General features: G+C 59.8%; 25 protein-coding genes, 1 tRNA gene and 1 pseudogene. 13 read left to right on the forward strand and 14 right to left on the reverse strand.

All coding sequences use genetic code 11. The features are described 5' to 3' along the window. Window positions 1-111 precede the first annotated feature (111 nt). The 4 genes from ACE2AA_RS06965 to ACE2AA_RS06980 all read right to left on the reverse strand — a co-directional run bounded on the left by ACE2AA_RS06965 (window position 112) and on the right by ACE2AA_RS06980 (window position 3,264). Complete coding sequence (locus ACE2AA_RS06965; protein ID WP_395371867.1) at window positions 112-1,599, reverse strand: replicative DNA helicase; 1,488 nt, start codon at window positions 1,597-1,599, stop codon at window positions 112-114. After that, window positions 1,592-2,512, reverse strand: a complete 921-nt coding sequence (locus ACE2AA_RS06970; protein WP_395371869.1) for a hypothetical protein — start codon at window positions 2,510-2,512, stop codon at window positions 1,592-1,594. Before ACE2AA_RS06970 ends, ACE2AA_RS06965 begins: the two co-directional genes overlap by 8 nt. Then, window positions 2,509-2,763 (reverse strand): hypothetical protein, encoded by a 255-nt coding sequence (locus ACE2AA_RS06975; RefSeq protein WP_395371871.1) that lies wholly within the window; start codon window positions 2,761-2,763, stop codon window positions 2,509-2,511. The genes ACE2AA_RS06970 and ACE2AA_RS06975 overlap by 4 nt, the downstream gene beginning before the upstream one ends. 204 nt (window positions 2,764-2,967) lie before the next feature. Further along, on the reverse strand, window positions 2,968-3,264 hold the full coding sequence (locus ACE2AA_RS06980; protein WP_395371873.1) for a hypothetical protein: 297 nt from the start codon (window positions 3,262-3,264) through the stop codon (window positions 2,968-2,970). A 119-nt stretch (window positions 3,265-3,383) separates the two neighbouring features. Here ACE2AA_RS06980 and ACE2AA_RS06985 point away from each other — a divergent pair, with 119 nt between their 5' ends. Beyond that, window positions 3,384-3,647 carry a hypothetical protein gene (locus ACE2AA_RS06985; RefSeq protein ID WP_395371875.1) on the forward strand — a complete coding sequence of 88 codons (264 nt, stop codon included), beginning with the start codon at window positions 3,384-3,386 and terminating at the stop codon, window positions 3,645-3,647. A 151-nt stretch (window positions 3,648-3,798) separates the two neighbouring features. Beyond that, complete coding sequence (locus ACE2AA_RS06990) at window positions 3,799-4,071, forward strand: hypothetical protein (protein WP_395371876.1); 273 nt, start codon at window positions 3,799-3,801, stop codon at window positions 4,069-4,071. Window positions 4,072-4,122: 51 nt separating this feature from the next. Here ACE2AA_RS06990 and ACE2AA_RS06995 read toward each other — a convergent pair whose 3' ends face one another. After that, window positions 4,123-4,338, reverse strand: a complete 216-nt coding sequence (locus tag ACE2AA_RS06995; RefSeq protein WP_395371877.1) for a hypothetical protein — start codon at window positions 4,336-4,338, stop codon at window positions 4,123-4,125. A gap of 128 nt (window positions 4,339-4,466) precedes the next feature. Here ACE2AA_RS06995 and ACE2AA_RS07000 point away from each other — a divergent pair. Then, window positions 4,467-4,637: pseudogene (locus tag ACE2AA_RS07000) on the forward strand (helix-turn-helix domain-containing protein); the annotation flags it as partial. Window positions 4,638-4,903: 266 nt separating this feature from the next. On the opposite strand, the gene ACE2AA_RS07005 reads toward ACE2AA_RS07000, so the two are convergent. Together ACE2AA_RS07005 and ACE2AA_RS07010 are read right to left on the reverse strand one after the other, a co-directional pair. Continuing rightward, on the reverse strand, window positions 4,904-5,899 hold the full coding sequence (locus ACE2AA_RS07005) for a P63C domain-containing protein (RefSeq protein ID WP_395371879.1): 996 nt from the start codon (window positions 5,897-5,899) through the stop codon (window positions 4,904-4,906). A 98-nt stretch (window positions 5,900-5,997) separates the two neighbouring features. Further along, window positions 5,998-6,258, reverse strand: coding sequence for a hypothetical protein (locus ACE2AA_RS07010; protein ID WP_395371881.1), 261 nt, complete (start codon window positions 6,256-6,258; stop codon window positions 5,998-6,000). A 230-nt stretch (window positions 6,259-6,488) separates the two neighbouring features. Here ACE2AA_RS07010 and ACE2AA_RS07015 point away from each other — a divergent pair, with 230 nt between their 5' ends. From ACE2AA_RS07015 to ACE2AA_RS07045, 7 genes are read left to right on the forward strand one after another with little or no spacing between them, the layout of a single operon-like run. Further along, window positions 6,489-7,046 (forward strand): hypothetical protein, encoded by a 558-nt coding sequence (locus ACE2AA_RS07015; RefSeq protein ID WP_395371883.1) that lies wholly within the window; start codon window positions 6,489-6,491, stop codon window positions 7,044-7,046. Continuing rightward, window positions 7,043-7,642 (forward strand): ORF6N domain-containing protein, encoded by a 600-nt coding sequence (locus ACE2AA_RS07020; RefSeq protein ID WP_395371884.1) that lies wholly within the window; start codon window positions 7,043-7,045, stop codon window positions 7,640-7,642. Before ACE2AA_RS07015 ends, ACE2AA_RS07020 begins: the two co-directional genes overlap by 4 nt. Next, complete coding sequence (locus ACE2AA_RS07025; RefSeq protein WP_395371886.1) at window positions 7,642-7,899, forward strand: hypothetical protein; 258 nt, start codon at window positions 7,642-7,644, stop codon at window positions 7,897-7,899. Before ACE2AA_RS07020 ends, ACE2AA_RS07025 begins: the two co-directional genes overlap by 1 nt. A gap of 57 nt (window positions 7,900-7,956) precedes the next feature. Continuing rightward, window positions 7,957-9,396, forward strand: a complete 1,440-nt coding sequence (locus ACE2AA_RS07030; RefSeq protein WP_395371887.1) for a hypothetical protein — start codon at window positions 7,957-7,959, stop codon at window positions 9,394-9,396. After that, complete coding sequence (locus ACE2AA_RS07035) at window positions 9,393-9,656, forward strand: hypothetical protein (protein WP_395371889.1); 264 nt, start codon at window positions 9,393-9,395, stop codon at window positions 9,654-9,656. Before ACE2AA_RS07030 ends, ACE2AA_RS07035 begins: the two co-directional genes overlap by 4 nt. Continuing rightward, window positions 9,656-10,132 carry a hypothetical protein gene (locus tag ACE2AA_RS07040; RefSeq protein WP_395371891.1) on the forward strand — a complete coding sequence of 159 codons (477 nt, stop codon included), beginning with the start codon at window positions 9,656-9,658 and terminating at the stop codon, window positions 10,130-10,132. Before ACE2AA_RS07035 ends, ACE2AA_RS07040 begins: the two co-directional genes overlap by 1 nt. Then, window positions 10,129-10,350: a hypothetical protein gene (locus ACE2AA_RS07045; protein WP_395371893.1), complete on the forward strand. Its 222-nt coding sequence runs from the start codon at window positions 10,129-10,131 to the stop codon at window positions 10,348-10,350. Before ACE2AA_RS07040 ends, ACE2AA_RS07045 begins: the two co-directional genes overlap by 4 nt. Here the strand turns inward: ACE2AA_RS07045 and ACE2AA_RS07050 are convergent. Further along, entirely contained in the window at window positions 10,328-10,516 is a 189-nt protein-coding gene (locus tag ACE2AA_RS07050) for a hypothetical protein (protein ID WP_395371895.1), read from the reverse strand. The genes ACE2AA_RS07045 and ACE2AA_RS07050 overlap by 23 nt on opposite strands. A gap of 29 nt (window positions 10,517-10,545) precedes the next feature. Between ACE2AA_RS07050 and ACE2AA_RS07055 the strand changes: the two genes are divergently transcribed. From ACE2AA_RS07055 to ACE2AA_RS07065, 3 genes are all read left to right on the forward strand, one after another. Further along, entirely contained in the window at window positions 10,546-11,604 is a 1,059-nt protein-coding gene (locus ACE2AA_RS07055) for a tyrosine-type recombinase/integrase (RefSeq protein ID WP_395371896.1), read from the forward strand. A gap of 66 nt (window positions 11,605-11,670) precedes the next feature. Further along, window positions 11,671-11,760: transfer RNA gene (locus tag ACE2AA_RS07060), tRNA-Ser, on the forward strand. A gap of 185 nt (window positions 11,761-11,945) precedes the next feature. Then, window positions 11,946-12,092, forward strand: coding sequence for an Arm DNA-binding domain-containing protein (locus ACE2AA_RS07065; protein ID WP_395372152.1), 147 nt, complete (start codon window positions 11,946-11,948; stop codon window positions 12,090-12,092). Between the two features lie 199 nt (window positions 12,093-12,291). Here ACE2AA_RS07065 and bcsA read toward each other — a convergent pair whose 3' ends face one another. The 6 genes from bcsA to dnaE form a co-directional block, all read right to left on the reverse strand. After that, on the reverse strand, window positions 12,292-16,947 hold the full coding sequence (gene bcsA, locus ACE2AA_RS07070) for a UDP-forming cellulose synthase catalytic subunit (protein WP_395371898.1): 4,656 nt from the start codon (window positions 16,945-16,947) through the stop codon (window positions 12,292-12,294). A 476-nt stretch (window positions 16,948-17,423) separates the two neighbouring features. Continuing rightward, window positions 17,424-18,761 (reverse strand): DEAD/DEAH box helicase, encoded by a 1,338-nt coding sequence (locus tag ACE2AA_RS07075; protein ID WP_395371900.1) that lies wholly within the window; start codon window positions 18,759-18,761, stop codon window positions 17,424-17,426. A gap of 331 nt (window positions 18,762-19,092) precedes the next feature. Next, window positions 19,093-19,704 carry a nitroreductase family protein gene (locus ACE2AA_RS07080; protein WP_141260503.1) on the reverse strand — a complete coding sequence of 204 codons (612 nt, stop codon included), beginning with the start codon at window positions 19,702-19,704 and terminating at the stop codon, window positions 19,093-19,095. A 26-nt stretch (window positions 19,705-19,730) separates the two neighbouring features. Then, window positions 19,731-20,345 (reverse strand): methionine biosynthesis protein MetW, encoded by a 615-nt coding sequence (gene metW / locus ACE2AA_RS07085; RefSeq protein ID WP_141260504.1) that lies wholly within the window; start codon window positions 20,343-20,345, stop codon window positions 19,731-19,733. Window positions 20,346-20,347: 2 nt separating this feature from the next. Next, the gene (locus tag ACE2AA_RS07090; RefSeq protein ID WP_141260505.1) at window positions 20,348-21,517 is read right to left on the reverse strand and encodes a homoserine O-acetyltransferase; all 1,170 of its coding nucleotides are present in this window, start codon (window positions 21,515-21,517) and stop codon (window positions 20,348-20,350) included. A gap of 116 nt (window positions 21,518-21,633) precedes the next feature. Continuing rightward, entirely contained in the window at window positions 21,634-25,068 is a 3,435-nt protein-coding gene (gene dnaE, locus ACE2AA_RS07095) for a DNA polymerase III subunit alpha (protein WP_395371903.1), read from the reverse strand. Window positions 25,069-25,245: the final 177 nt, after the last annotated feature.

The raw sequence follows: 25,245 nt of genomic DNA on the forward strand, positions 1-25,245 counted from the left end.
TGATATATAGCCGCCTGTATTTTTCCGCTCATTCATGCAACAGGACGCCGGGGATAAACTTCTGCTGGGCAATTTTATTATATGAATACAGGGATTGGTACAGTTTTCTTCTCACCATGCCTCTGATCGCGCTCCCGCGCCCACATCGCGGAACCACGTTGTCGGGCCATCAAACAGCATGTCCACGATACCCGTGCGGCCACCCCGATTTTTCAGCACGATGATCTCGGCCTTTCCGCGTGACCGATCGAGCGCATCAAGAAACGCCACCCGGCGTTTTTCGTACATCACATCCGTCTCGTTCGTGTTCCGCACCGGTTGTCCATCCGTGCCCATCCGGGTCTGCAGGACGTGTTCCTCGCGGTAGAGGGCCATGACGCACCGGGCATCCTGCTCGATTGCACCGGAATCACGCAGGTCGGACAATACGGGCCGCCTGTCCTCCCGGTTTTCGGACTGCCGGTTGAGCTGTGACAAGGCGATGACGGGTACCTTAAGTTCCCGCGCCATGCGGGCAAGGTCGCCACTGATCTCAGTCATTTCCAGCGTGCGGTTACCTGAACGCCGCGCCACTGTGGAACCACGCATCAACCCCATGTAATCCACCACGACAAACTTCAATCCCCGCTTCGAACGCTTCAACTGCCGGGCACGAGCCAACAGTTGGGGCACCGTGATCCCTTCCCGGTCATCGATCGAAAGCGGGATTTCCTTCAACGCCATGGAAGCCTCGACCATCCGGGCCATGTCGTGCTGGCTGATCCGCTCCGGGTGTCCTGCCCGGTCGTTCATGCCGGTCAGCACCATGTCCAGCGGCATGCGAACCTTGGCGGCGATGACACGGCCCATCAGTTCCTCGGCCGACATTTCGCCTGACCAGAAAAGGCCCCGCCCGTTCAGTCGGGCCATCCTTACCGCCAGCGACAGCGCAAGCCCGGATTTGCCAATGCCGGGCCGTGCGGCAACGACATACATCGCACCTGGCCGAAAGCCACGGATCCGGTTGTTCAGTTCTGCAAAGCCGGTATCCAGCCCGGACAGAAACTGCCCCGCCTGCCAATGGCTGTTCGTTTCCTCCATCAGCGCCTGCCCGGCAGCAAATGCCGTGACAGTTGGCCTGCTGGCATCGGTGCCCTTGGACAGGGCTTCCAGATGCTCCAGCGCTTCGGTCAGGATGTCATCGGCTGTCGCTTCGGAACTGGCGGCCCGTGCCCGCATTTCGTCGGCATAGGTCTGGATCGACCGCTTGACCCAACACGCGGCAACCGAGCGCGCAGCCTCACGGGCCATGCGCACATCAGCGGCCGAGATGATGCCGGGCAGATGTTTGGCCAGCCATTCGGTCCCAAGGTATTCGCTCGACCGGATCTGGGGCGCGATGGTCACGGGCGAGACCTGTCGGCCAGATGTGATTTCGCCCTGCACCAGCCGGAACATCTCGGCCATGTCGGTGTGGTAGAAATGCTCCGACTTCACCACGTCCGCCACGCTGTCATAGGCCGCGTTGTTCAGCAGGATCGACCCGATCACGCAGGCTTCGGCCATGGCGTTTGTGGGCACTTCGTGCACCTTCGGCTCGAAATGCAGGACCTCAGCCATGAGCGGCTTCCTTCAGCGGAAAATGCTCCAGCCGCGGCGACAGGCCCTCGTAGCCGTTTTTCGCCCATCGTCGGGCAGCTTCGTCGTAGGCCGCCCTGTCGTATTTCATCTCATCCGCTGCCGGTTCGGGAAGCACGCCCTCATCCGCCCAGCGCTCGTTGTTGAGCCAGGTTGCGGGATGGGGAATGTAGTTCGCATCGGACGACCACGGCGTCGCCACAATGGCGGCGAGCAGCGTTTCGAGGCTGGCCTTGCCGATGGCCGTGGCGAACGCACGACGCGCCTTGGGCTTGCCCACTTTCCGCGGATAGGCCGCCCAGAACCGCTCGAACGCCGCCTCGTCCGGCGCGGGGCTGCTGGCACGGCGGGTTTTGGGTCTGGGGGCGGATGGCTGTTCGGCGTCGTCGAAAAACTCGTCCCCTGGCAAGGGGACTATAGGGGTATTTCTAGCTTCTAGCTTCTTGAGTTTATCCCTTGGCTTATCCTGACCCTTAACGGGGGGGTTAACCCCCTCCCCATCATTTTCGGCATCATTGTGGACCAGTGCGGGATTACCCCCCTTGCGTCCATGTTCAGCCGAAATGTCAGAGTTTTCCTTATCCCGCACCATGCGGCGGGAGAAAATGAAGCCCGCGTCATCGACGCTGAACACGCCATTTTCTTCCAGTTCCGCAAGCAGTTTCCGTACTTCCCGATCGCTTCCGTTCGTCAGTCCTGCAAGCTGTTTTGCACTGACTTTCCTGCCAGAAATCTCGAAAAAACCGATGCGATCCGCAGCGTGCATGATGGCCAACATCTCCATCCACAGACCGCGTGCTGCGTATGAACAGGACTTCAGGGCAAGGTCATTCTGCCAGTCCTTCCACCAGAACTTGGACCAGTCATAACGTTTTTTGCGGGTGACGCGGCTCATCGCTCATCCTCCGCAAAATCGCAGAAATAGCCGAGGACCTTGCCGGTCATGGCAGCTTCCGCCCGCATCATCTCAAGGTCCGGGGCTGATCGCACCGCTGCGATAAAGGTGCGGGAGAGTTCCTGCCGCGCCATGAACATGCGGGCCAGATCGGCCTTGTGACCGCCCTGCATGAGCATGTCGCGCATGACGGGGTCTTCGGGGAAATGGCGGCTGTTATGGCCGCGCCGTGGCATGGGAATAACGTTCATGCGTGTGTTCCGTGCTGGGGCCGGCCCGTGTTGACCGCCCGGGAAACTTTGTCGGGAGTGATGGAGGGATGTGCGCAGCCCCTCATCGACGCGACCGCCTGTGCCACAGGTCGGCCCGCCACTTGGCAATTTCGGCATTGTGGATGTGGATGCGGCAGATGGACCGCCAGCGGGCGGCCATCTTCAGGCAAAACCATTCCCAGATCATGCAGCCTCTTTCTTGAGCGCATCGAGACGTGCGCTGAGCAATTCGGCCTCAGCGATGTGTCGTCGCTGTTCGGCCTCCAGGTGGGCCGCGAACCGGGCGCGCACACGCAGCCATTCGCCTGCGGTGACACTCCTGATTTCGCGATAGATACAAGCGCGGACCCGCCGTTCCGTCAGGCCAAGAAGCCGCGCGGTATCGTGGATGGCCGCCTTCAGCCCGCACATGGTCCTGCGGGCTTTCACGGCTTCCGTGACGATATCGGCGAACTCATTGACTGCGATTTCGGCTGTCATTTGTGCCCCTCGGACAAAATGCTCCACGCGCCTGGACGAAATACTCCACGCCATTGGACAATTCCTGTTGCTAAATTCCGGGTGTCGAGGCCGGATGCAGCAACAGGACGAAGGAGCGTATGGAGGAAACTGGAAAACGGAACGATGCCACGACGGGGCTGGACGCCCTGACGCGCATCGACATGGCCCTGCTGGGGCTGGCGCAACTGCGCGCGCAGGCCGGTGCGTATGAATACGTGCAGGCCGCAAAGCTGTGTACGGCGCTGAGCGCCACGATCCTGTCGCCCACCCTGCTGCCGGTCACCACCATTCCCATGGCGCCGGTCGTGAGCCAGCCGCTGAACCGGCTGATCCACGGGCTGCAGCATGTCGGGGTGGTTTAGGGAGAGGGCAGCGCAGGGCATCAGATGCTCTCACCCGTGCCATGCGTACCGGGCTGTAGGGCCGCATCACCAGACGTGGCTACAGTTTCAGCACGGGAAGGAGTCGTAACCTCCTTCCCGTTTTCACCATCTTGCACAGAGGATGAACGGGATGCCTGCACCTGCGGCAACATTGAAAGTAACACTTCTTGGTTTACGTCGCGAAGGCGAAGGTATTTTGCCTGGCTCTGTAGAAGTGACCCTATCCCTTCTCGGATCGACTGAAGGCAAGGAGTGGCAAGCCACCCTGTCAGCCCAAGTTCCTGCAGAAATAATGTCAGGCTATCTTCAAAACGGTCTCCAGACAATTTCGCAGAAAGCTCTTGAATTAATTGTTCGCGGGTATGGCCTGGCAACGAACTCAACTGCGCTGACTTGGGAATGATTACTCCCATGTCCTGAGCGTGCTGGATGACATGTTCGATCGCGTGATTGCTCACTGCCTGGTCTCTCCCTGCACAAGCTGCCCAGTGGGCCGCACGACCGTCACGCCATCGAACAGGTCCGGGCGGAGTTCTTCGCGGGGGATGCCGGTGGCGGCTTCAAGCGTGATAAGATGCTTATCGGGAATACGCCCCCAGCCCAGCACTGTCGCATGGGACCGAAGGCCGGCGGCGTGGGCGACCTTTGCGGCTCCGCCTACCCGCTTCATGAGTTCTGCTGGTGTCATACAAAAAATGTCGCACATAATGACATTTTACGTCAATGCAAATTGTCGCACATACTGACTCAAAGATTTCTTAAAACGTGCAAACTGTCGCCATGACTGACACGCCAACCATGGGATCACGCCTTAAGGCACTTCGGAAGTCACGTAAGCTAGTTCAAGCTGACGTGGCCGAGGCTGTCGGAATCAGTCGTACCCATCTGACAGAAATCGAGAATGGGAAAGACCCAGGTTATCAAACATTTTGTGCGTTAGCAGATTTCTTCGGCGTGTCCCTAGACTTCCTTCAACGAGGAACCGGTGCGCCGTTTGCGGGCGCGGACCAAAGTTGTCAGCCCCCTTACACTCCCGAAGAGTTCGCCATGATCGAACTCTGGCGAGAGATGAACGAGGATCAACGCAGGACGATGATCTCGCTCATGACCCAGCTTGTGCGTACCAATGCAGCCTGACCTTTCCTCTATAATTCGTAAGTCTTTTGCTGCATTCCCAGTCATTAATTTATATTCCATTCCTAAAATAATATTCTAAAAAATAGAGATAGAACGATTTACAGGCCTTGCCCCTTATCATTGTGAAAATTTAGTTCTATCGTTTCCCCGAATCGTGGGTGTCTCCGATCTAATTTCTTCATAAAATCGTTATAATCTTCACTTAAATCCATAATTGTACATACAGAAGCTAGATGTTCTCTAAGTTTCGGATGGCCAATTTCTTGAGTTAATCTCTGCTGTAAAGTACCTTTCCGTCTACCACTTGAAGTTTTTGGATCCGTTTTCTTTAGCTCTTCCAAAATTCCAGGAGCCAACCTTTTGTATACAATATCATTTGTCAAATATCCAAAATACTGTGGTTTTTTTACTGTATCTTTAGGGAAAGCGAGTCCTCGCAAACGGAAAAGTTGCTCATAAAATTCATCTGGGAACGTCTTCACCCATGGTTGAAGCTCTTTTGCAATAAATTTCTCTAATATCTTTGCAAGGGCATCACTCGCTCGATCTTTTTGATATCCTGTTGCTTCATCTACCAAAGCAACGATGCCAAGGTCTGCAAACGCACGAATCAGTACTTCTGATTGCGCTGCAACACGCTGTTGGGATTCTGTCAGAACTCCCGCGCGACGTGCTTCGAGGTAGACGTCACATACCATGCGGAGCAATTCAGCACGATATCCGGTCGTGCGCTGTCCATGCTTATTGATGAATTCAATGGGGTCGAGTACAGATCTCAACTCATTGGAAATAAATGGCAAAAGGTTCTTTGCGGCAATAAAATTGGGTAATTCGGTACCAGCATAACTCCCTTTCCAGGGCCTGCCCAATGCTGTCATAAACGCCTTAGATATCATAAGGCGAGTTCCATCCGAAGTAACCGCGACAGGAAGAGTGAAACCCGCGATATTTAATTCACCCTCATGCGTAGCGTCAGGTAAATGCGCCGCCCACCGAGCTACAGCAGCCTTTTTCGCGATTTCAGATCTACGATTTTTAGAAAGAGACTTGGCTCTGGCTTCACCACCCTTCGACTGCTTCGACGCGGCATCCATTGATAGAATCCTTGCTAACATTTTTAGCAAGGATATGCATGCTTGATTTATCTAGCAAGCATGAAATTCTAAATTTTCCATTGGCAAAATCTTATTGCCTAATCTTCCACTTCTGGCACGTCCCCCACGCGCTCAAGGATCTTTGGCTCGCCGTAGTCCCCTGCATCCTCATCCACTTCCATGCTAACCAAGATCGCCCCGGCCATAGACGTGCTGCCAGCAGCAACCTTATCGATTCTACGCCTGCCTTCTTCTACTGACCAGCATAGGATGGGCGTGCCCAGTTCAAGCTGCGGGCCACCCCGTTTAGGCTTTCCCCAGATGTACGGCTGAAAGATGATTCGTTCGGTAACTGCCATCGGCCTCTCCTTTGATAATGTTCATATTATGTTCCCCCTTCCAAAAGGGAAGTGAATTCAGCATGAGTGATATTTGTCGTTATAAATGACATTATCTCTTGCAATTTATGTCGTTATATATGACATTTTGACTGTCACCTGCTGACGGAGCGGCTAACCCCACGGAAATCCCGTGGCCGATATACCTCCTGACGCTGGTAAGACACTCATTTTGAGTCGGGAGAGGCTTAATGTCAGGACGACACGGACGGATCGAGGGTGCGCGACTGCACTTCCGCCTGCCGCCAGACCTCAAGCGGTGGCTTGAGGATCGCGCAGCAGGCCGGGTCCGGACCATGACCAGTGAGTTGGTCACCATTCTTGAAAAGACACGTAGCGATGAAAAGGCGAAGCGGGCGGTAGCAAGGCAGTCCCTCGTGCCCCAGCATGCGTCCGCAAAACGGACGGATGCAGACATTGGTTCGCCCTGTATGGCAAATCAAACATCCCCAGCCCCTGCCCTATCCCACGCTGAAATCGACTTTGGCGAGGCCATCCAGAACCTGTCGCACGAGAAGCTGATTGCGTTGGCCGATGACCAGTGCAGCAAGCTGTGCCTGATGTGGGAGAACGTGCTGGAACTGCTCGCCCTCAATCTGGACGACCGCCGGGTGTACGAAATCGCGGAGGACATGGCGGAAACGCTGAACGACAATTCCGTGGAACATGAAGTGTTCTATGGCGGCAAGGCGCGTGAACGGCTGCTGTCGCTATTCCCTGCCCTTCGCGGTGAAGGGAATGCGGCATGAGCAACGTCACGATCAATGGCAGGCCGGTATCCATTCTGGAATACCGTGGGCAGCGTGTCGTCACGCTGGCTATGATTGACGATCTTCATGGTCGCCCGAAAGACACAGCCCGCAAGCGCTTCAATGAGAACAAGCGCCGCTTTGTTGAAGGGGAAGATTACTTCGTCCGAAATCCGGACGAAGCCAGAGAGTTTGGGTTTACCGCCCCAAATGGCCTGACCCTGCTGACCGAAAGCGGTTACCTGATGCTGGTGAAGTCCTTCACGGATGATCTGGCATGGACGGTGCAGCGCGAACTGGTCACCGGCTACTTCCGCGCGCCCCGGCAGCCGGGCCTGCACCGTAACCCTCTGGCCACCATGGAACCGACCGAACTGAACGCCCGCATCGGCGCATGCCGACAGGCTTCGCGCCAGTGGGGCAAGTCAGCCGGTGCGTGGGCATGGATGAAGGCGGGATTGCCCCGGCCACCGCGAGAACTGCTCAGTGCGGCCGAGAATGCAGTGCTGGATGCTGTTGACGGCAGCAAGCCTGCACCATCGCCGGTCCAGCGCCGGATCATGATTATTGAGGACGTTCAGGGAGGGCTGCGCTGATGGGTGCGAAACAGACCGATGCTGACAGTGCCCTCATGATTTCGGGCATGGTGACAGACGCGCACGGCAAGGTGGAACGCTACATCACGTCCCTCAACCGCCTTCCGGCAGATGGCCTGCCTGCCGACTTCGCCGCAGCCGTCCTGCTGGTTAACAATGCCACCGAGATCATCCTTGGCCGGTATGGACCTGCCGCCGCCCGCACCCTGCTTGATGTCGGGGTGGACCGGCTGAACACCCTGACCCTGCAAAAGTAATCAATCCCGTTCGGCTGCCATTACCAGCCTGACACAAGTATTCAAGGAAAACGAAAAATGTCCGAAACCATCTCACGCCCGAAGTGCGTCCAGGCGCCTGCGCCTGCCCTTGTTGTGGAGGACCAGATTGACCGGGTTCTGGAGCAGGCTGCGGCCCCGGTTCAGCCCCCGGTTGACCTGCCTGCTTTTACCACGCCGACACAGGTCGGGCAGCGGTTGGCCGCACTGAGGGACACACTTGATAAGCTGGAGCAGACGGAAGATCCTGCCGGATTGGGCTATAACCTCTATCTTGAAGAATACCATGCCCTGATCGACCGCATCATTACCATGCAGCCGGGTAATCTGCATGATATTGCGGCCATATTGGGGGCATCAACAGATCGCCTGTTCATGCTGAAAGGTTACAAACACAACCCAATCCATGTGGAGAACCACGCCGCACAGTTCCAGCAGATTATCTACGGTATCCTGCGTTTTCTGATGCGCACCGGGATCGATATCGATGCCCTGGCACCGACGCATGAAATCCAGCGCATCCTCGGCACGGAAGCCGAAGCCACGCCATCGGCCCTCCGCGATCTGGCCGATACGATGGAGCGGCAGTTTGTCGAAATCAGGGATTTCCCATCGGACAAATGGCCCGGCTATGATGGACCGCGGGTATTTCAGGAATACTGGGCGAACGTGGACGCCACGCAGAAGCAGACCGTCCAGTCGGCTGAAGATGTGGTCAGTCTGGCGCGTATCGCCCGTACGCTTGAAGATTCCATCAGCGATGATGAATGCCCTGCCCTGGAAAACATTCACCGCATGCTGGTTTCGGCCATTCTGGATGGGCACCTGCCATCGCCTGCCGGCCGGGATGCGTCGATCATTGCGAAGGCGACGGCGGCCACGACTTTCGGACGGCATGTTGATGATGCAGCCGATCATTTCCCCAATGATGAAGCCGGGAATGAAGCACTGGCGCGTCTGGTGAACAAGCGGGAGGACATGATGGATGACCTCATACGCTGCAAGCCGACTTCGCTGCAGGGCTTTGCTGCCATGGCGCAGGCAATCGTGGAGTCCGATCCTGGCGTGAAGGAAGGCGGCGAGCCGGTATCCGACTCCAGACATCTGGCATCATTTGCCCGCCATCTGGCCGCAGCAGCCCCGCAATCCGGCGTGAGCCCGGACATTGCCCTGATCAATGACTGCAATCGCTTCTGTGTGATTGAAGCGCGAAGCAACAAACTCTGGACCGAGGCTAAAACTTGGCAGGAAGAGGATGCTGCCACACTCGCATGCGCCCCATTTGAGGACGAAAGCCGCGCGCTGATGGAACGGATCACGGCGCTGGAAGCCCATACCCCGGCAGGCAATACCGCCCGAGCGCGTGCCCTGTCCTTGTTTGCCCCAGATCTGCTCGAACATTCTGATGGGCGGGATTTTGCTGAGAACATGCTGGCCGCCCTCGCCCGCGACACACTGGCCATGGGAGCCTCGGCATGAGCGATGATCTCGACAAAATCTCGATCACGCCCCGCGGCATGGGTGCCCTGATTGCGGAACTCGGGGCGACGGATAACGAGGCCGCTTTCTGCCTGCGCCTGCAGGGCCATCTGATAAGCATGGTCCGCAGCTACACGCAGCAGGGATATTCCGATGCAGAAATCGTCGGGTTCATAAAGCAGATCGCCGATGGCGCTGCGTTCCGACGCCACGAACTGCGGCCGATCGCCAACATTCACCACAAGCCGGGACATGCGTGATGGCTGCCCGCAAGCCGGACCGCCGCTACACGCCGCAGGACGATGTCCTGATCCGCTCCATGCGGGCGGAAGGCCGGACCTGGACGGATATCGGCAGGGTGTTCGGGGTGCATGGCACTTCCATCCGCCAGCGCCTGATCCTCGTGCTGCAGGAGGACGACCCGCACCCCGATGCCGAGCGCCTGCGCAAGGCAGCCCGACGCAAGCAGGCGGCGCAGCAGGAAGCGACCCCGACGCGGCGTCCCCTCACCCTCCGCACGCGTGATGGCGCGTTCAGTATCGCGACCCTGCAGATGCTCCATCACCAGCAGGCGGCAACAGCGGGCCATATCCACGCCACCATGCAGGACATTACGGCGTGGGCCCGCACCAACAGGCTGCCGCCTGCCTGCCGGGACACGCTGACCCACATTAACACCTGGCGCATGCAGGAAGGCCTGCCGCCCTTCGTGCTCCAGAAGGAGAAAACATCGTGACCGACCTCAGCATGGGCGATGAAGGCCCCCGCCCTGAATTCAATCCGGAACCGCATGCCTATGATCGCAAGGTGCGTGGCATCCCCATGACCGAACCAACAATCACGCAATCGCTCCGTATGCTGGCCCGGACCTGGGCTGTGCTGAACCCGAACGCCACCATTGAGGAACGGCAATACCTGGCGGCGCTTGTCGCTACGGAAATTGCAGGGCGATAGCGGCATGGACACCATCCCCCAGATCACGCAGCGGGTGCGTCTGGCCGATGTTGCCCGCGTCACCACCCTTTCCACCCGCCAGATCCAGAAGCTGGCCGCAGCCGGGCAGATACCGGGTGCGGCCAAGTTTGGCCGGATCTGGACATTTGACCCCACCAAGATCCACGCATGGATCAATAATCAGGAGGCCAAGGTTTGTCAGGCCGCGCCAACGCCAACATCTACCTTCGGGGCAAAACATATTGGGGCCGGGTCCAGATTGCCAGCCGCGAGCATAGAAGCAGCCTACGCACGACTGACCCGCGGGAAGCGCGGCGCAGGCTCCGGCAGTGGAAAACGGAACTCGAGCGCGAGGCCGTAACCGGGGACAGTGACCAGCTTTTTGAGGAAGCGGTCATCCGCTGGATCACCGAAGTGCTGGAAACCTCGGTCAAGCCCCAGACCATGCGGCGCTACACCATCTCCATCCGCAGTCTGGAAGCCACATTCAAGGGCGTGCGGGTGCGTGACATCACCACCCGACTGATTTCCAATTTTGTATCTAGCCGGTCGGGGTGTGTCACCAACGCCACCATCCGCCGGGACCTGACCGCCCTGTCCCGCCTGCTGTCGGCCTGCGTGGCATGGGGCTGGATCACCAGCAATCCGGCCCTGTCCTTTGACCGCACGATCATCCGCGAACGACGCGACCCGATCACGCTGCCCTGCCCCGATTCGGTAGCGCGGGTCAAGGCTGCCTGCCCGCCCGGCATGGCGGCGATTCTCGACCTGCTGGAACAGACCGGCATGCGGGAAAACGAGGCCGTCAGTCTGACAGGCGACAACGTGGACCATGAACGCCAGCAGATCCGGCTGTTGCGCACCAAAACGAGTCGGCCGCGCACGATCGCATGGGTCACGCCGGGCGGAAATGCGACGGCATTGTTTGAGCAGACACCCCATACCGGCTGTCTGTTCCCAAACCGGGATGGACATCCCTATCGCAACGCAGCTTCGAACTACGGACAGATCATGCGCCGGGTGATGGCGCGATGCGAAGCCAAGGGCATTCCCTTCACCCGCTTCCGCATCCATGACCTGCGCCACGCCTTCGCCATCCGATGGCTCAAGACAGGCGGGGATATCTACCGGCTGAGCCGTCATCTGGGGCACACCTCGGTCAAGACGACCGAGATCTACCTGTCCGCCCTGACAGCGGATGAACTGGACCGCGTGCTGCATGTCGGCACAAAAGACGGCACAGAGACCCCATGAATGTAGCGGTTTTTGTGCATGCTAACATCTAGACGGCGGCGGCAGACCTAGCTAAACAGACGATATGGAGAGGTGGCCGAGCGGTTGAAGGCAGCGGTCTTGAAAACCGCCGTGCGTGTGAGCGTACCGTGGGTTCGAATCCCACCCTCTCCGCCAAACCAGTATCCCAACCCATACCAATCTGTTTCAGAAGGCTGGTTTTCTGCCCTTCTGTCGGCATTCTCTGTGCGTATTGTTCCTATTTTGTTTCATGCTGCTCCGTCCTCTTATGGGCACGCAGCGGGCATGAAAAAGCAGGGGAACGGGTAAGAGGAGAATCCACATACTGACCAATACGAAAAATCCGTTCGGCCACGCCGGAAGCCACAGCATACCGGCTTGCAGACGCCGGAGGATTATTTGTGCATGTCATGGCCAGTGGCAAGAAAATCTGGCGGCTCCGCTACAAATTCCAGAAACGGGAAAAAATGCTGACGCTGGGTGATTAACCATCTGTCGCGCTGGCGGATACATGCCTGGAACGCGAAGAGGCCAGGCGCATCCTGCGTAAAGGGCGTGACCCGGTACCGGTCTGGCTCGCCATCCCTGTGACAGGTCCGTTCCACTGCTTACAGAATCCGCAGTCCCTGCATGCCACGGGGCACGCATATGGGGCACAGACATATGTATTATCCGCGCCCCGTCCAATCAGTCTTCAGGCACATGCCCCGCCATGCGTGCCGCTTCATCGGCAATGGCCTGTTCACGCACCCGGCGACGGGCACGGGCCCGCAACCACAGCCATGCGCCAGTCCCCAACATGACCGCACCTGCAACACCGCACAGGTACATCAGGATTGGATGACGCGACAGGAACCAGTCCACCCACATCCACAGCGGCAACCTGCCCACCGTATAGGTGGGTGATGTGCGATAGGTCGTGAATTTGTCACCGTTCTTCAGCACGAGGTCGCCCTGCAGGCTGGACAGCGCCTTGCGGTCATGCAGGCTGGTGACCAGGTCATGGATATGGGCGCCATTATCCCCCAGCAGCGCCAGCACCGAACGATGGCTGGCATAGGGGGATTCCGCACCGATCATCATTGCGGCGTTGTGCACCGGGGCATTCAGGTTGGCGGTCACGCCATTGCGCAGCCCGCTGCCATCACGGTCCTGAAACATATACCATATACCCTGCAGCCCCATATCCTGACCGATATGGATATGGCCATCGTCAATCTGGTATGCCGAACGTGACAGCAGGGCAGCCGCCGGGCCCATCTGCTGCACCGGGGCAAGCAGGATCACATCGCCCGGGGGCGGATTCTTCGCGATATCCGCTGTCGTGGCAAAATGCACCCCTGCGGCGGGATACCATGTCACCGACCCCATGAAGCCCATCAGGTCAAGATAGGCCCCGATCGTATCGGTATCCGGCGTGGGCGGCAGGACCACCGTGGTTTCCCCAAGATCGGCCATACGCGAAAACGGAAACCCGATTTCGGAAAAATAGGACAGGTTGGGCAAGGTGGTGAAATGCACCCCACGCCGGAAATCCAGCACGGAATCCGAATCAATCCCAAGACGCAGGTTACTGACTTCATTCGAACGGTGACATGCCCCACGGTCCACCGGACGGGCATCAAAATTGAACTGCAGATCATTCTGCCCGAACAGAAGCCATGACGGCAGCGCCGTGACATGCCCCACTGCCCCGGCATGCTGGGTGACCATCCGTTCCGACCACATGCGCCACAGGCTGTTGCCCAGCAGCGAATAGCTTTGCAGATAGGAGTTGTTGAGACTGACATCCAGACGGGAAGTATTGGTATCAACCACCGGGCTGTCCGGTGTACGTACCCACAGATCCATCAGGAAAGGCAGGCCGTGCCACGTATACAGATCGGGTGGCAGGTGAAACGGCACGTGCAGCGTACCGGGCGCGAAGCCACCAGCCTGCAGGTCGCCTGCCGTCACCAGTTCACCAAAGCGCACCGGGCGATCCGTCGGGATGAAGGCCGGGGCATCATAAGGCCTGCGGGGACGCAGGGTGACGTCCTGCACTACGGTAGATGACACGTTGCCCAGCGTATCGGGCGAAAACACCAGCGCGCGGGCCGCGATCTCAACATCATGCGGCGTGCGCCCGGTTACGATCAGGACGGTGCCCCACCTGTCATTGGGATTGGCGATTTCCAGCAGCGTCGGACCGGCGGGCATGTGTCTGTGGTCATCAACGGGAATGTTCTGGCCGATTTCAATGGCATTGCCCGATGCCGGCATGCTGCGCGACACGGGAAAGGATAGCTGCCGCGAATCAGCCATCCTGCCAAACCATGAGGCGACAAGCCCCCCTGCCCGCATGATGTCCTCCCCCGGCACTTCTGCGGGCATGACCACAGGCACCCGCATGGCCACCTTCAGGTTGGGATCGAAAAAGGGTACCGGCAACCGGCTCAGGTCACGTTCAGGCACGATCCGCGCGGTGGTCAGGGTAATGCTGGACTGGTCCGATATCTGGGCCCACAGCACATCATTGTACAGGTCGTTGCAATCACGCCTGTATTCACCTGCAAAATGGAAATTGAGCTTGTTGTCCCCCGTGAAATAAAGCGGATCGACCGCAAATTCCATCGGCCCGAAAGTCGGATGGGCGGGATCGATACGGATCGTGCCGACATACTGTTCATTCAGGGTAATGGTCAGCGCCGTGGCTTCGGGCAGAAGCGAGGGCGAAATCGCCCCCGACAGCTTCAGCGTCGCATGGGTCACGACGCGATTGGCCGGCACCACCACGTCAATTCCCTGCAATGGCGAAAAGCCGCGCAGGGTCAACGGGCCATTTTCAAGGCCGAGATCATGAAACGGAATGGTGCGCGTAATTTCGGTATCGGCCACCCGGTCCGCAAGCGTCGGGTCCGCCATACTGCCCACGGGGGGAATATCGCCACTGTTGGTATCCCCCAGCGGGGTCAGGCGCGACACGCCGGTCGTGTTGTAAACCGGGGGCGACACGGGTGCCCCGGCTGGGGCGGCGGTAGCTGGCGGCACGGGCGGGGGCGAAGCAGCGTCCTGTGCCACGGCAGGCATCATCACCGACAGCAGCATGCCCATCCCTGCCGCCATCATGGTCATGCCATAGCCAATGCCCCGACGGACAGGGGGCACCACAAGGCTCTTTTTTTCCAGCGTTTCTTCCTTGTGCACGCTATCATCACTTCCTTCAGCTTCCTGCGCCGGGCTGAGATCCCACAGGTAGGGCGGGGACAGAAGGCCGCCTATGCTTTTTATGACCTGATATATGCTGTTCAACGGTCGGTCATCCTTGAAATCGGCCCAGTTATGCCATGCATCGCTTCGGCCGAACACAAGGCTGACAATCTGGCGTTCCTGTTCCAGCGTCTCGATTTTCCATTGCAGGTGCAGCCACGAACCGCGCTGCCCGAGTATGGTGGCAGGCACTGCCACCTCGATCCCGTCATCGGGCTTGCTATAGCGCAGGGTGATATCCAGCGGGGTTTCCAGCTGTTCGGGCAGGCTGAGGGTCACACCCGCCCCGCCCAGCGAGATATCGGTCGTATGGGCATGGAATACCGCGCCATCGTCAAAACAGACATCAACCGGCAGCTTGACCCGTACCCGCGGCTTGTGCCGGATCTGCCGCGTCTCTCGTCCCACCGCAATGGACGCCAGCACCACGATCAGGCTGATGGTGATCCATAGCGTATTGAGCACGAAAGACTGGAACGCCAGTTTCTGGTGATACTGGAAAATCATGCCCAGAATGCCACGCACCATCCCCGCAAACAGGATCAGCGCCATGATGACATTGGGGTACACCGCGCTGAAATCAAAATATCCCCGCGCCAGCAGCCCCCCCTTATCGGTGACGTTGAACTTGCCCTTGTGCGGCTGCAGCAGGGTGACGATGGTGATGCGGATGAGAAACAGCGCGAGCGATGTCTCGTAGATTTCGCTCCAGAAGGAATAGCGCCATCGCCCCTCGATCCGTGACAGGGTCATGATGGAATGGAAGATATGCGGCAGCGCATAGACCATGATGGCAAATGGGGATGCCGCAATGATGTTCTGCCCGAAAAACAGGAACCCCAGCGGTGAAACAAGGAAGGTTACCCTGGGGATGGCAAACAGGAAGTGCGACATGGCCGACAGGTAGCAAAGCCGCTGTTCCCACCGCAGGCCGCCGCCCAGCATGGGATTATCCAGCCGCATGATCTGCAGCATGCCACGCGCCCAGCGCACGCGCTGGCCGATATGCAGGATCAGCCGTTCGGTCGCCAGTCCACCGGCCAGCGGCTGGCACAGATACGCCGTCCCCCACCCCTTGCGCTGCATCTTCAGCGCGGTATGGGCATCTTCCGTAACCGTTTCGGTCGCGAACCCGCCAACACTCAGCAGCGCCGAACGGCGGATGGCCGCACAGGAACCGCAGAAGAACGTGGCATCCCAGAAATCATTGCCGTCCTGCACCAGTCCGTAGAACATGTTGCCTTCGGGCGGGACGTCATAGCCTGCGGCAAGGTTACGCTGGAACGGGTCTGGGGAATAGAAATGGTGCGGCGTCTGTAGCAGCGCCAGCTTGGGGTTCGCCACCATCCAGCCAATGGTCTTGAGCAGAAAGGACCGGGTGGGCACGTGGTCGCAGTCGAAAATGACCACGAACTCCCCCCTGGTGATCTTCATGGCATGGTTGAGGTTACCGGCCTTGGCGTGGTTGTTCTCGGAACGGATGATGTAGCCCGCGCCGGATTCCCTGGCGAAATCGTAAAAGGACTTCCGCCGCCCGTCATCCAGGATATAGACATTCAGCTTGTCCGCGGGCCAGTGCAGGTCCATCGCCCCCAGCACGGTCGAACGCACCAGTTCCAGATCCTCGTTATAGGACGGAACATAGACATCCACCATCGGCCAGTCATCAGGGTTGTCCGGCAGGCGGTGCGGCTTGCGGCCCAGGGGCCATGACATCTGGAAATAGCTCAGGCACAGGGTGGACAGGGCGTACCCCTCCGCCATCAGCAGGGCTATCGACATGACAATCTGCAGCGGGCCGGTAAACTGCACCGTGCTGCCCAGCCGCCAGATCAGATAGCGAAAGGACACGAACAGAGACAGCATCATGAGGATGCAGGTGACATGCCGCCCCTTCCTCCGGTTCAGGAAGAAGAACAGGCTGATCGTACCCACGGAAATATAGGCCTGCTGTGCCGGGGCAAGGGTGATGTCGCCAACAGACAGGCAGAGAAACGCCCCTCCAGCCAACAGAAAGCAGACAAGCCACTTCAACCCGCGCGGCGTGGCCATGAACGCATCACCGCCCCACTTCAGCCACAATTCCCTTAGCATATTTTATAACCAGACCGACCTGAATAAAAACTGCTGATACACATGCATGCAACAGACGCGCAGGGACATTTCACGGACCATTATTGCGCCCCGCGGCAGGCATGATTTATTCCTTATGACAAACAGTTCCGCTTAAAAGGTATCTCTTTCCCGTGATTTTTTAATGGGAGGGAACATTAAATGACGTGCCATCGTGACCGCAAGGTATTATGTGGGATACCGATTTATTTTTACATATCGGATAAAAAAAACAAACCTCATGCCTGTTGACAGTATAAGTCAGGGAAATTCATAAATCCGATATCGGGTAATAATATCATATCCATTTATTCATTAAATAAAACATTTCATTTTACATATATCATCTGATCATGACAGACGGAAAAAGGCACCCGATCCACAGGACCGGGTGCCTTTTTCATATCATCGCATATGCAGCGCCTGCCCACCGGGGCAAAAATGCGCCGCCTGCGGGATCAGACTGCGCGGCGACCCGCGCCACCGGAACGGCCTCCGCCACCAGGGCGACCGCCACGGCCACCACCGGGCGGACGACCGCCACCAGCCGGACGACCACCGCCACCGGGACGCCCGCCACCGGAACGGCCTCCGCCGCCCCCACGGCCACGACCACCGCCACCCAGCACGGGCGGACGCATGGTGGAATTCTCGGCCGTTTCCGAATGGTAGGGATGTTCGGATACGACCGGGATCTTCTTGCCGATATTCTTTTCAATATCGCGCAGCCACGCCCGCTGTTCCGCATCACACAGGGACACGGCCCACCCCTCACGCCCGGCGCGCGCCGTGCGGCCAATGCGATGGACATAACTTTCAGGCACATTGGGCAGATCGTAATTGAACACGTGGGTCACGTCGTCCACATCAATGCCACGGGCCGCGATATCGGTCGCTACCAGCACCTTCACGTTGCCGGAACGGAACCCCGACATGGCGCGTTCACGCGCGCCCTGCGACTTGTTGCCATGAATGGCTTCGGCCGTGATGCCATGCTCGCTCAGGAAAGCTGCGACCTTGTTGGCTTCATGCTTCATCAGCGTGAACACCACGGCGCGCTCGACCTTGGGCGAGTCCACCAGCAGCTTCAGCGCCTCGCGCTTGTTGCCGGTATCGACAAACATCACCGCCTGGCGGATCCGGTCCACCGTGCTGGACGGCGGGGTGACCTGCACGGTGGCGGGATCACGCAGCAGGCCATGCGCCAGATCGGAAATGGTCTTGGGCATGGTGGCCGAAAACAGCAGCGTCTGGCGGTCGGTGGGCAGGGCTGCGACAATCTTGCGGATATCGCGCACGAAACCCATGTCCAGCATGCGGTCGGCTTCATCCAGCACCAGGACTTCAAGTCCGGACAGGTCGACATGTCCCTGCCCCATCAGGTCCAGCAGGCGGCCGGGGGCTGCAACCAGCACGTCCACGCCACGGCGCAGGGCCTCGATCTGGCGCCCCTGCCCCACGCCACCAAATACGACAGCGTGGCTGAAGCGCATGTGGCGGGCATAGGATGCGAAGCTTTCCCCGATCTGGGATGCCAGTTCGCGTGTCGGCGCCAGCACCAGCGCGCGTGCGCCCTTGGGATGGGCACGGCCCTTCTCACGGAACAGGCGATCAAGGATCGGCAGCGCGAAGGCCGCGGTCTTGCCCGTTCCGGTCTGTGCCAGACCCAGCAGGTCGCGCCCTTCCAGCAGATAGGGAATGGCGCCGGCCTGAATGGGGGTGGGCGTGGCGTAGCCTTCCTCGTCCAGTGCCCGCAATAGCGGCTCTGCAAGATGAAGATCGGCAAACGTTGTCATGAATGGCGCCTCCTGGCGCGAAAAAACAGGGCCGTGGGGCACGCAGGAACCTGCATGCCCGGATGGCGAACTGACAGACATACCCGGCACCGGCCCTTATATGCACGGGGGCACTCGGTCTGTTGTCGCAAGGATATCATGTAAGGAATAAAGGCCGGTCCAGTCTGCTTCTGTTCGTGTCCCCCGCGTCAAGGACACGTGCAATCAAACCAGCACAAGGAACAGGCGCGGTCCGTCCCCAAGCCTGAGGCTGTATATTGTTACGGGGGGGACCGCAAGCTTTTTCATGCAAGCCCCCCCCTTCATGCGCCCCCATTACGGGCGGGCCGGTTCAGGCAGAGGGAAATCGGTCGGTCAGGATGACTTCGCTGTCAGGCAGCCTGCCCACGCGCGGCGGCGCATGTTCCGTGCCCTTGCCGATGACGACAAACATGGCCACCACATGGTCGGCCGGCAGGTTGATCAGGCGGCCGACCGCGTCATAATCAAACCCGTCCATGGGACAGGACTGGTAGCCCATGGCCGTGGCGGCCAGCATGAGTGTCTGGGCTGCAAGCCCCGCGCTGCGCATGGTTTCGTCCTGCTGGACCCATTCGCGGCCTTCGTAATAACCCCGGATCATCTCCGCCATGCGCTGCTTCACGTCATCGGGCGCGCCATCGAAATAACGGGCCGGGTCCTTCTTCCACGCATCACGGTCGGCACAGATCACGATCAGGGCGGAGGCATCGGTCACATCGGGCTGGTCCCACGCCACCTTGCGCAGTTCATGACGCAGGGCCGGATCGCGCACCACCACGAAACGGCAGTGCTGGATATTGAATGCCGAAGGCGCACGGCGCGCGGCTGCAAGCAGTTCATGCAGTTCCGCCGGGCTTATCGCGTGATCCGGGTCATACGCACGGATGGCGCGCCGGGTCCGGATGGCCTCAAGAGTATCCACTGTCACATCTCCCCACCGTGGCGACTTTATTTATGGGGGGTATCCTTGCGCCGTAACAGAAACAGCGCCTGTTCCCCAAACAGGTTGGCCAGCCGGATCGAACGCCGCCACGGTGCGCGCTCGCCATCTTCATCAACAGCCATCCACTGCTGGACAACATAACCCTCGTCCCGGCACAGCGTCAAAAAGTCGAGGATCGTGCACGGGTGGATATTGGGCGTGTCGTACCACGGCGTGCTCCACACGCTGGTCATGGGCATGCGCCCGCGCATCAGAAGCTGCATGCGCAACCGCCAGTGGCCGAAATTGGGGAATGACACGATGGCGTAACGCCCGATACGCAGCATCTGGCGCAGCACCTCACGCGGGCGTTCGACCGCCTGCAGGGTGCGCTGCAGCACCACGTAATCAAACGCATTGTCGGGGTAATGGACAAGGTCGTGGTCCGCGTCCCCGTGCATGACCGGCAGGCCATGGGCGACGGAACGCGTAACCTCGCGCATGTCGATCTCGATCCCGCGCGCATCACACCCGCTGTTGCGGAACAGGTAGTCCAGCAGCGCGCCGTCACCACTGCCCACATCCAGCACGCGGGTCCGGGGACGGATCATGCCCGCGATCAGGCGCTGATCAAGCCGCATGGTCAGCCAATCCCCGCATGTTCGGCTGCCCCGCACAGGAAGCCACGGATGGTCCGGTCGAAATCAGGTTCATCCAGCAGGAAGGCATCATGACCCTTGTCACTATCGATCTCGACAAAGGATACGTTTGCCGCGACCTGGTTGAGCGCACGCGCCAGAAGCCGCGCCTGCGACGTGGGGAACAGCCAGTCAGACGAAAACGATATGATGCAGAAGCGCGTGCGCGTGCCCTGGAACGGACGCGACATGTCACCATCATGCTCGGCCCCGAGGTCGAAATAATCCATCGCGCGCGTGATCGTCAGGTAGGAATTGGCGTCAAACCGCCGCACGAAGGTCGATCCCTGGTGACGCAGGTAGCTTTCCACCTCAAACATCTCACCAAACAGCGCGCCCGGTCCCCCTGCGGCCCCACGCCCGGGTGTCGTGCGCACGCGGCGGCCGAATTTGCGTGTCAGCGCCGCTTCGGACAGGTAGGTGATGTGCGCCATCATGCGCGCGACCGCCAGGCCGCGGGCCGGGATCTCGTTACATTCCCAGTACCGCCCCCCATGCCATTGCGGGTCGGCGAATATGGCCTGGCGGCTGACTTCGTTGAAGGCGATGTTCTGCGCCGAATGGAAGGGGGATGTCGCAATAGGCATGGCCGCGAACACCTGCTCCGGATAGGTTGCGCACCATTCCAGCACCTGCATGCCGCCCATGGATCCGCCAACCACCGCCAGCAGGCGGTCAATGCCCATATGTGCGACCAGAAGATGCTGCGCGCGTACCATGTCACGGATGGTGATGGCAGGGAAATCGGTGCCCCATGGCTCCTCCGTCCCGTCTTCGTTCACCCGCAGGCTGCGCGGGCCGGTCGTGCCCATGCACCCGCCCAGCACATTGATGCAGATGACGAAGAAACGGTCGGTATCAATCGGCAGGCCCGGACCGACCATGCGTCCCCACCATCCGGGCTTGCCGGTCAGGGGATGGGGGTCGGCCACATACTGGTCGCCTGTCAGCGCATGGCAGACAAGGATCGCATTGTCACGCGCGGGCGACAGGGTGCCATAGGTACGGTACGCCACATCCACCGGGGCAAGGTGGAAGCCACAGTCCAGCTGCAATCCGTCAGGAAAGCTGACATGCTGGTGCGACAGGGTGGTAGCGGGATTGGTCTGGTCCATTCTGTATCCGGCATTGCGTCGACAGGGACAATGAAAAAAACTGACAGGGGTTGCGTATGGCACCCCGGCCCGGCACATGCAAGGTTCATGGCACGCCCTGCCCGCCGGGCCGGGGTTCAGAACTGCTCGACCCTGCCCACCCCTTCAATGGCCTTGATCATCTGCGCCACGCGGGGGGTTACGCGGTAACGCTCGGCCAGCGTCAGTTCCACATCGCGCGTTTCCGCAACCGATGGCAGCAGGATCACCCGGCCCCGCCCGTTGCCATTGTCCTGCAACACGTCACGGATCGGTTCCAGCGCGTCCGCCCGGTCGAACCAGATGCGCAGTTCCGCCGCGGCCTCCGCCGCAGCCTGCTCCAGCTCCATCACGTCGGATGCCGTGATACGCAGCGCCTCGCCTTCCAGCTTCAGGTCCGCCGTAACCACCACCGCATTGCCCGCCACAAGGATTTCACGCGACCGTGACAGCACTTCTGAAAAGAAGGTAATCTCACACCCACCCGACGCATCGGACAGGCGCACCCACGCCATCTTGTTACCCGTGCGCGTGGGGCGCTCCTTGCGGTCCACCACACAGCCCGCGATCTTGACGCGACCGATACCCGCCTGCGCTGCCGCCTCCAGCCCCGTGGCCCTGACCGCCCCCAGCCTGCGCATGAGCGGGCCGTAGGAATCCAGCGGATGCCCGGTCAGGTGGAAACCGATGGCGTCGGCTTCCATGTTCAGCCGTTCGAATTCAGGCCAGTCGGCGCAGCGTGGCAGGCGCAGCGGTTCACGCTGCGCCGGCGTGCTGGCACTGCCGCCGAACAGCCCGATCTGGCCGCTGGCGGCTTCCTGCGCATTGGCCTGCGCGCGCCGCATCACGGTTTCAGCCCCCCCGCAGGCCTGTGCGCGGTTTGGCAGGATGGTGTCAAATGCCCCCGCGCGGGCAAGGTTTTCCAACTGCATCTTGTTGACCTGTTTAGGGTCAAGACGGGCTGCCAGATCCTCAAGGTCGGTAAAGGGCCTGTCACCGCGCACCGCCACCAGCGACTGCATGGCGCTCAGACCGACCTTTTTTACCGCGGCCAGCGCGTAGCGGATGCCATAGCCTTTGCCATCGGGCAGTTTTTCCACCGTAAAATCGGGGCCAGAGGCATTGATGTCAGGCGGCAGGATGGGAATGCCCAGCCGGTCGGCTTCCTGTCGCAGGCCCGCCAGCTTGTCGGTCTTTTCACGCGCAAGCGACATGCAGGCCGCAATGAAGGCGACGGGATGGTTCGCCTTCATCCACGCCGTCTGGTACGATACCAGCGCGTAGGCGGCGGCATGGGATTTGTTGAACCCGTAATCGGCGAACTTGGCCATGAGGTCGAACACCTCGGCAGCCTTTTCGCGCTCGATCCCGCGCTTCATCGCCCCTTCGGTAAAGATCACGCGCTGGCGGTCCATTTCCGCGCGGATCTTCTTGCCCATGGCGCGCCGCAGCAGGTCGGCCCCGCCCAGGCTGTAGCCCGCCATTTTCTGGGCAATCTGCATGACCTGTTCCTGATAGACCATGATACCGTAGGTCTCTTCCAGGATATCGCGGATTTCCTCGTGCGGCGGCTCCCACGGCTCACCATGCTTGCGCCTGCAGTAATCGGGAATGTTGGCCATGGGACCGGGACGGTACAGCGCCACGGCGGCAATCAGGTCTTCCAGCCGGGTCGGGCGCATCTGCTTGAGCACGTCGCGCATGCCAGCGCCTTCGAACTGGAATACGCCGCCGGTATCGCCGCGCGCCAGCATGTCGTAGGTCAGTTCGTCATCCAGTGGCAGGGCCGACAGATCGACCTCGACCCCCATGCCGTGCAGGAACTGCACCGCACGTTGCAGGATGGTCAGCGTGGTCAGGCCAAGGAAGTCGAATTTGACCAGCCCCGCCTGCTCCACGAATTTCATGTTGTACTGCGTGACCAGCATATCACTCTTGGGGTCACGGTACAGCGGCACCAGTTCCACCAGTTCGCGGTCGCCAATCACAACACCGGCAGCATGGGTACTGGCATGGCGGAACAGGCCCTCCAGTTGCTGGCCGATTTCCATCAGCCGGCGGATGGCCTCGTCCTCGTCACGCATTTCCTGCAGCCGCGGCTCCCCCTCGATCGCCTGTTTCAGGGTGACCGGCTGGGCCGGGTTATTGGGGATCAGTTCAGCCACGCGGTTGACCATGCCGAATGGCAGGCCCAGTACGCGCCCCACGTCACGTACCGCCGCACGCGCCTGCAATTTACCAAACGTGATGATCTGGGCCACGCGGTCGGGGCCGTATTCGTTACGGACGTAGCGAATGACCTCATCACGCCGGTCCTGACAGAAATCGATATCGAAGTCAGGCATCGACACACGTTCGGGGTTCAGAAACCGTTCGAACAGCAGGTTGAAGGGAATGGGGTCGATATCGGTAATGGTCAGCGCCCATGCCGCCAGCGACCCCGCACCCGACCCGCGCCCTGGCCCCACGGGTATGTCATGCGCCTTGGCCCACTGGATGAAGTCGGCCACGATCATGAAATAACCGGGAAAACCCATCTGGGCGATGATATCGAGTTCGAATGCCAGGCGTTCCTCGTATTTCGTCCGGGTCTCGTCATCGACAGTCATGCGCGACAGACGGTTTTTCAGGCCGGTCACGGCCATGTGCCGCAAGGTCTGTTCTTCGGTCTGGCCTTCTTCCACCTTGGGGCAGACCGGCAGCAGGGGCTTGCGCGTTTCCACCGCTATGGCGCAGCAGCGCGCGATATCCAGCGTGTTGTCGCAGGCTTCGGGCAGGTCGGCGAACAGTTCGCGCATGACCTCCGGCGGCTTGAACCAGTGTTCGGGCGTTACCCGCCAGCGGTCGCGTTCGGCCATGGTGCGGCCCTGTGCGATACACAGCAGCGCATCATGCGCCTCATACATGTCCGGCTTGGGAAAGAAGCATTCATTGGTGGCCACCAGCGGCAGGCCCATACGGTCGGCCATGGCGATCATGCCCGGTTCCACAGCACGTTCCGCCGCCTGCCCATGCCGGTGCAGTTCCACCGCCATGTGGCTGCCATAGGCTTCATGCAGCCGGTCCATGAGGCGCGCGGCCTCCCGCTCCTGCCCTTCGGCCAGCATGTGGAACAATGGCCCCCGGCTACCGCCCGTCAGCAGGAACAGCCCGGCCGCGCGTTCGCATAGCAGGTCGAGCGTAACGGTCGGTTCGTCCGTTTCGTGTTGCAGGAACCCCGCCGAGGACAGGAACTGCAAATTGGCCAGCCCCTCCGCATTGCGCGCCAGCAGCACCACGGGTTCCGCCGGGCTGCCGGGCTTGTCACTGCGTGACGGCAGGCCCACCTGGCAGCCGATAATGGGCTGCACGCCCTTTTTCCCGCAATATTGCGAGAATTCCAGCGCGCCGAACATGTTGCCCGTATCGGTAATGGCGACGGCAGGCATGCGCATGTCATGCGCCAGCGCCACCAGTTCAGGCACGCGGATGGCCCCCTGGCTGAGGGAATAGGCGGAGTGGACACGCAGGTGGACGAAATCGGCATGGGACATACGGTCATTCTACCGCACTCCACCTTCAATGTGCACTCCCCATCCCGCATGCAGACGCAATGGCGAAGCGGGTCACTTGATCAGAATGGCATGGAAGACGAAGATGGCGTGTACCTGACCTTCTGACAGGCAGAAGGTCAGGTCGCCGCATGAAACTTTGCTTTAATCCATTTTCCT

The organism is Komagataeibacter diospyri (assembly GCF_043995075.1).
In the GTDB taxonomy this organism is placed as follows: Bacteria; Pseudomonadota; Alphaproteobacteria; order Acetobacterales; family Acetobacteraceae; genus Komagataeibacter; species Komagataeibacter diospyri.

Coding starts and splice junctions, on each gene's coding strand:
- ACE2AA_RS06965 (WP_395371867.1), bottom strand. CDS start 1,599: ATGGCTGAGGTCCTGCATTTCGAGCCGAAGGTGCACGAAGTGCCCACA.
- ACE2AA_RS06970 (WP_395371869.1), bottom strand. CDS start 2,512: ATGAGCCGCGTCACCCGCAAAAAACGTTATGACTGGTCCAAGTTCTGG.
- ACE2AA_RS06975 (WP_395371871.1), bottom strand. CDS start 2,763: ATGAACGTTATTCCCATGCCACGGCGCGGCCATAACAGCCGCCATTTC.
- ACE2AA_RS06980 (WP_395371873.1), bottom strand. CDS start 3,264: ATGACAGCCGAAATCGCAGTCAATGAGTTCGCCGATATCGTCACGGAA.
- ACE2AA_RS06985 (WP_395371875.1), top strand. CDS start 3,384: ATGGAGGAAACTGGAAAACGGAACGATGCCACGACGGGGCTGGACGCC.
- ACE2AA_RS06990 (WP_395371876.1), top strand. CDS start 3,799: ATGCCTGCACCTGCGGCAACATTGAAAGTAACACTTCTTGGTTTACGT.
- ACE2AA_RS06995 (WP_395371877.1), bottom strand. CDS start 4,338: ATGAAGCGGGTAGGCGGAGCCGCAAAGGTCGCCCACGCCGCCGGCCTT.
- ACE2AA_RS07005 (WP_395371879.1), bottom strand. CDS start 5,899: ATGGATGCCGCGTCGAAGCAGTCGAAGGGTGGTGAAGCCAGAGCCAAG.
- ACE2AA_RS07010 (WP_395371881.1), bottom strand. CDS start 6,258: ATGGCAGTTACCGAACGAATCATCTTTCAGCCGTACATCTGGGGAAAG.
- ACE2AA_RS07015 (WP_395371883.1), top strand. CDS start 6,489: ATGTCAGGACGACACGGACGGATCGAGGGTGCGCGACTGCACTTCCGC.
- ACE2AA_RS07020 (WP_395371884.1), top strand. CDS start 7,043: ATGAGCAACGTCACGATCAATGGCAGGCCGGTATCCATTCTGGAATAC.
- ACE2AA_RS07025 (WP_395371886.1), top strand. CDS start 7,642: ATGGGTGCGAAACAGACCGATGCTGACAGTGCCCTCATGATTTCGGGC.
- ACE2AA_RS07030 (WP_395371887.1), top strand. CDS start 7,957: ATGTCCGAAACCATCTCACGCCCGAAGTGCGTCCAGGCGCCTGCGCCT.
- ACE2AA_RS07035 (WP_395371889.1), top strand. CDS start 9,393: ATGAGCGATGATCTCGACAAAATCTCGATCACGCCCCGCGGCATGGGT.
- ACE2AA_RS07040 (WP_395371891.1), top strand. CDS start 9,656: ATGGCTGCCCGCAAGCCGGACCGCCGCTACACGCCGCAGGACGATGTC.
- bcsA (WP_395371898.1), bottom strand. CDS start 16,947: ATGCTAAGGGAATTGTGGCTGAAGTGGGGCGGTGATGCGTTCATGGCC.
- ACE2AA_RS07075 (WP_395371900.1), bottom strand. CDS start 18,761: ATGACAACGTTTGCCGATCTTCATCTTGCAGAGCCGCTATTGCGGGCA.
- metW (WP_141260504.1), bottom strand. CDS start 20,345: ATGCGGCTTGATCAGCGCCTGATCGCGGGCATGATCCGTCCCCGGACC.
- ACE2AA_RS07090 (WP_141260505.1), bottom strand. CDS start 21,517: ATGGACCAGACCAATCCCGCTACCACCCTGTCGCACCAGCATGTCAGC.
- dnaE (WP_395371903.1), bottom strand. CDS start 25,068: ATGTCCCATGCCGATTTCGTCCACCTGCGTGTCCACTCCGCCTATTCC.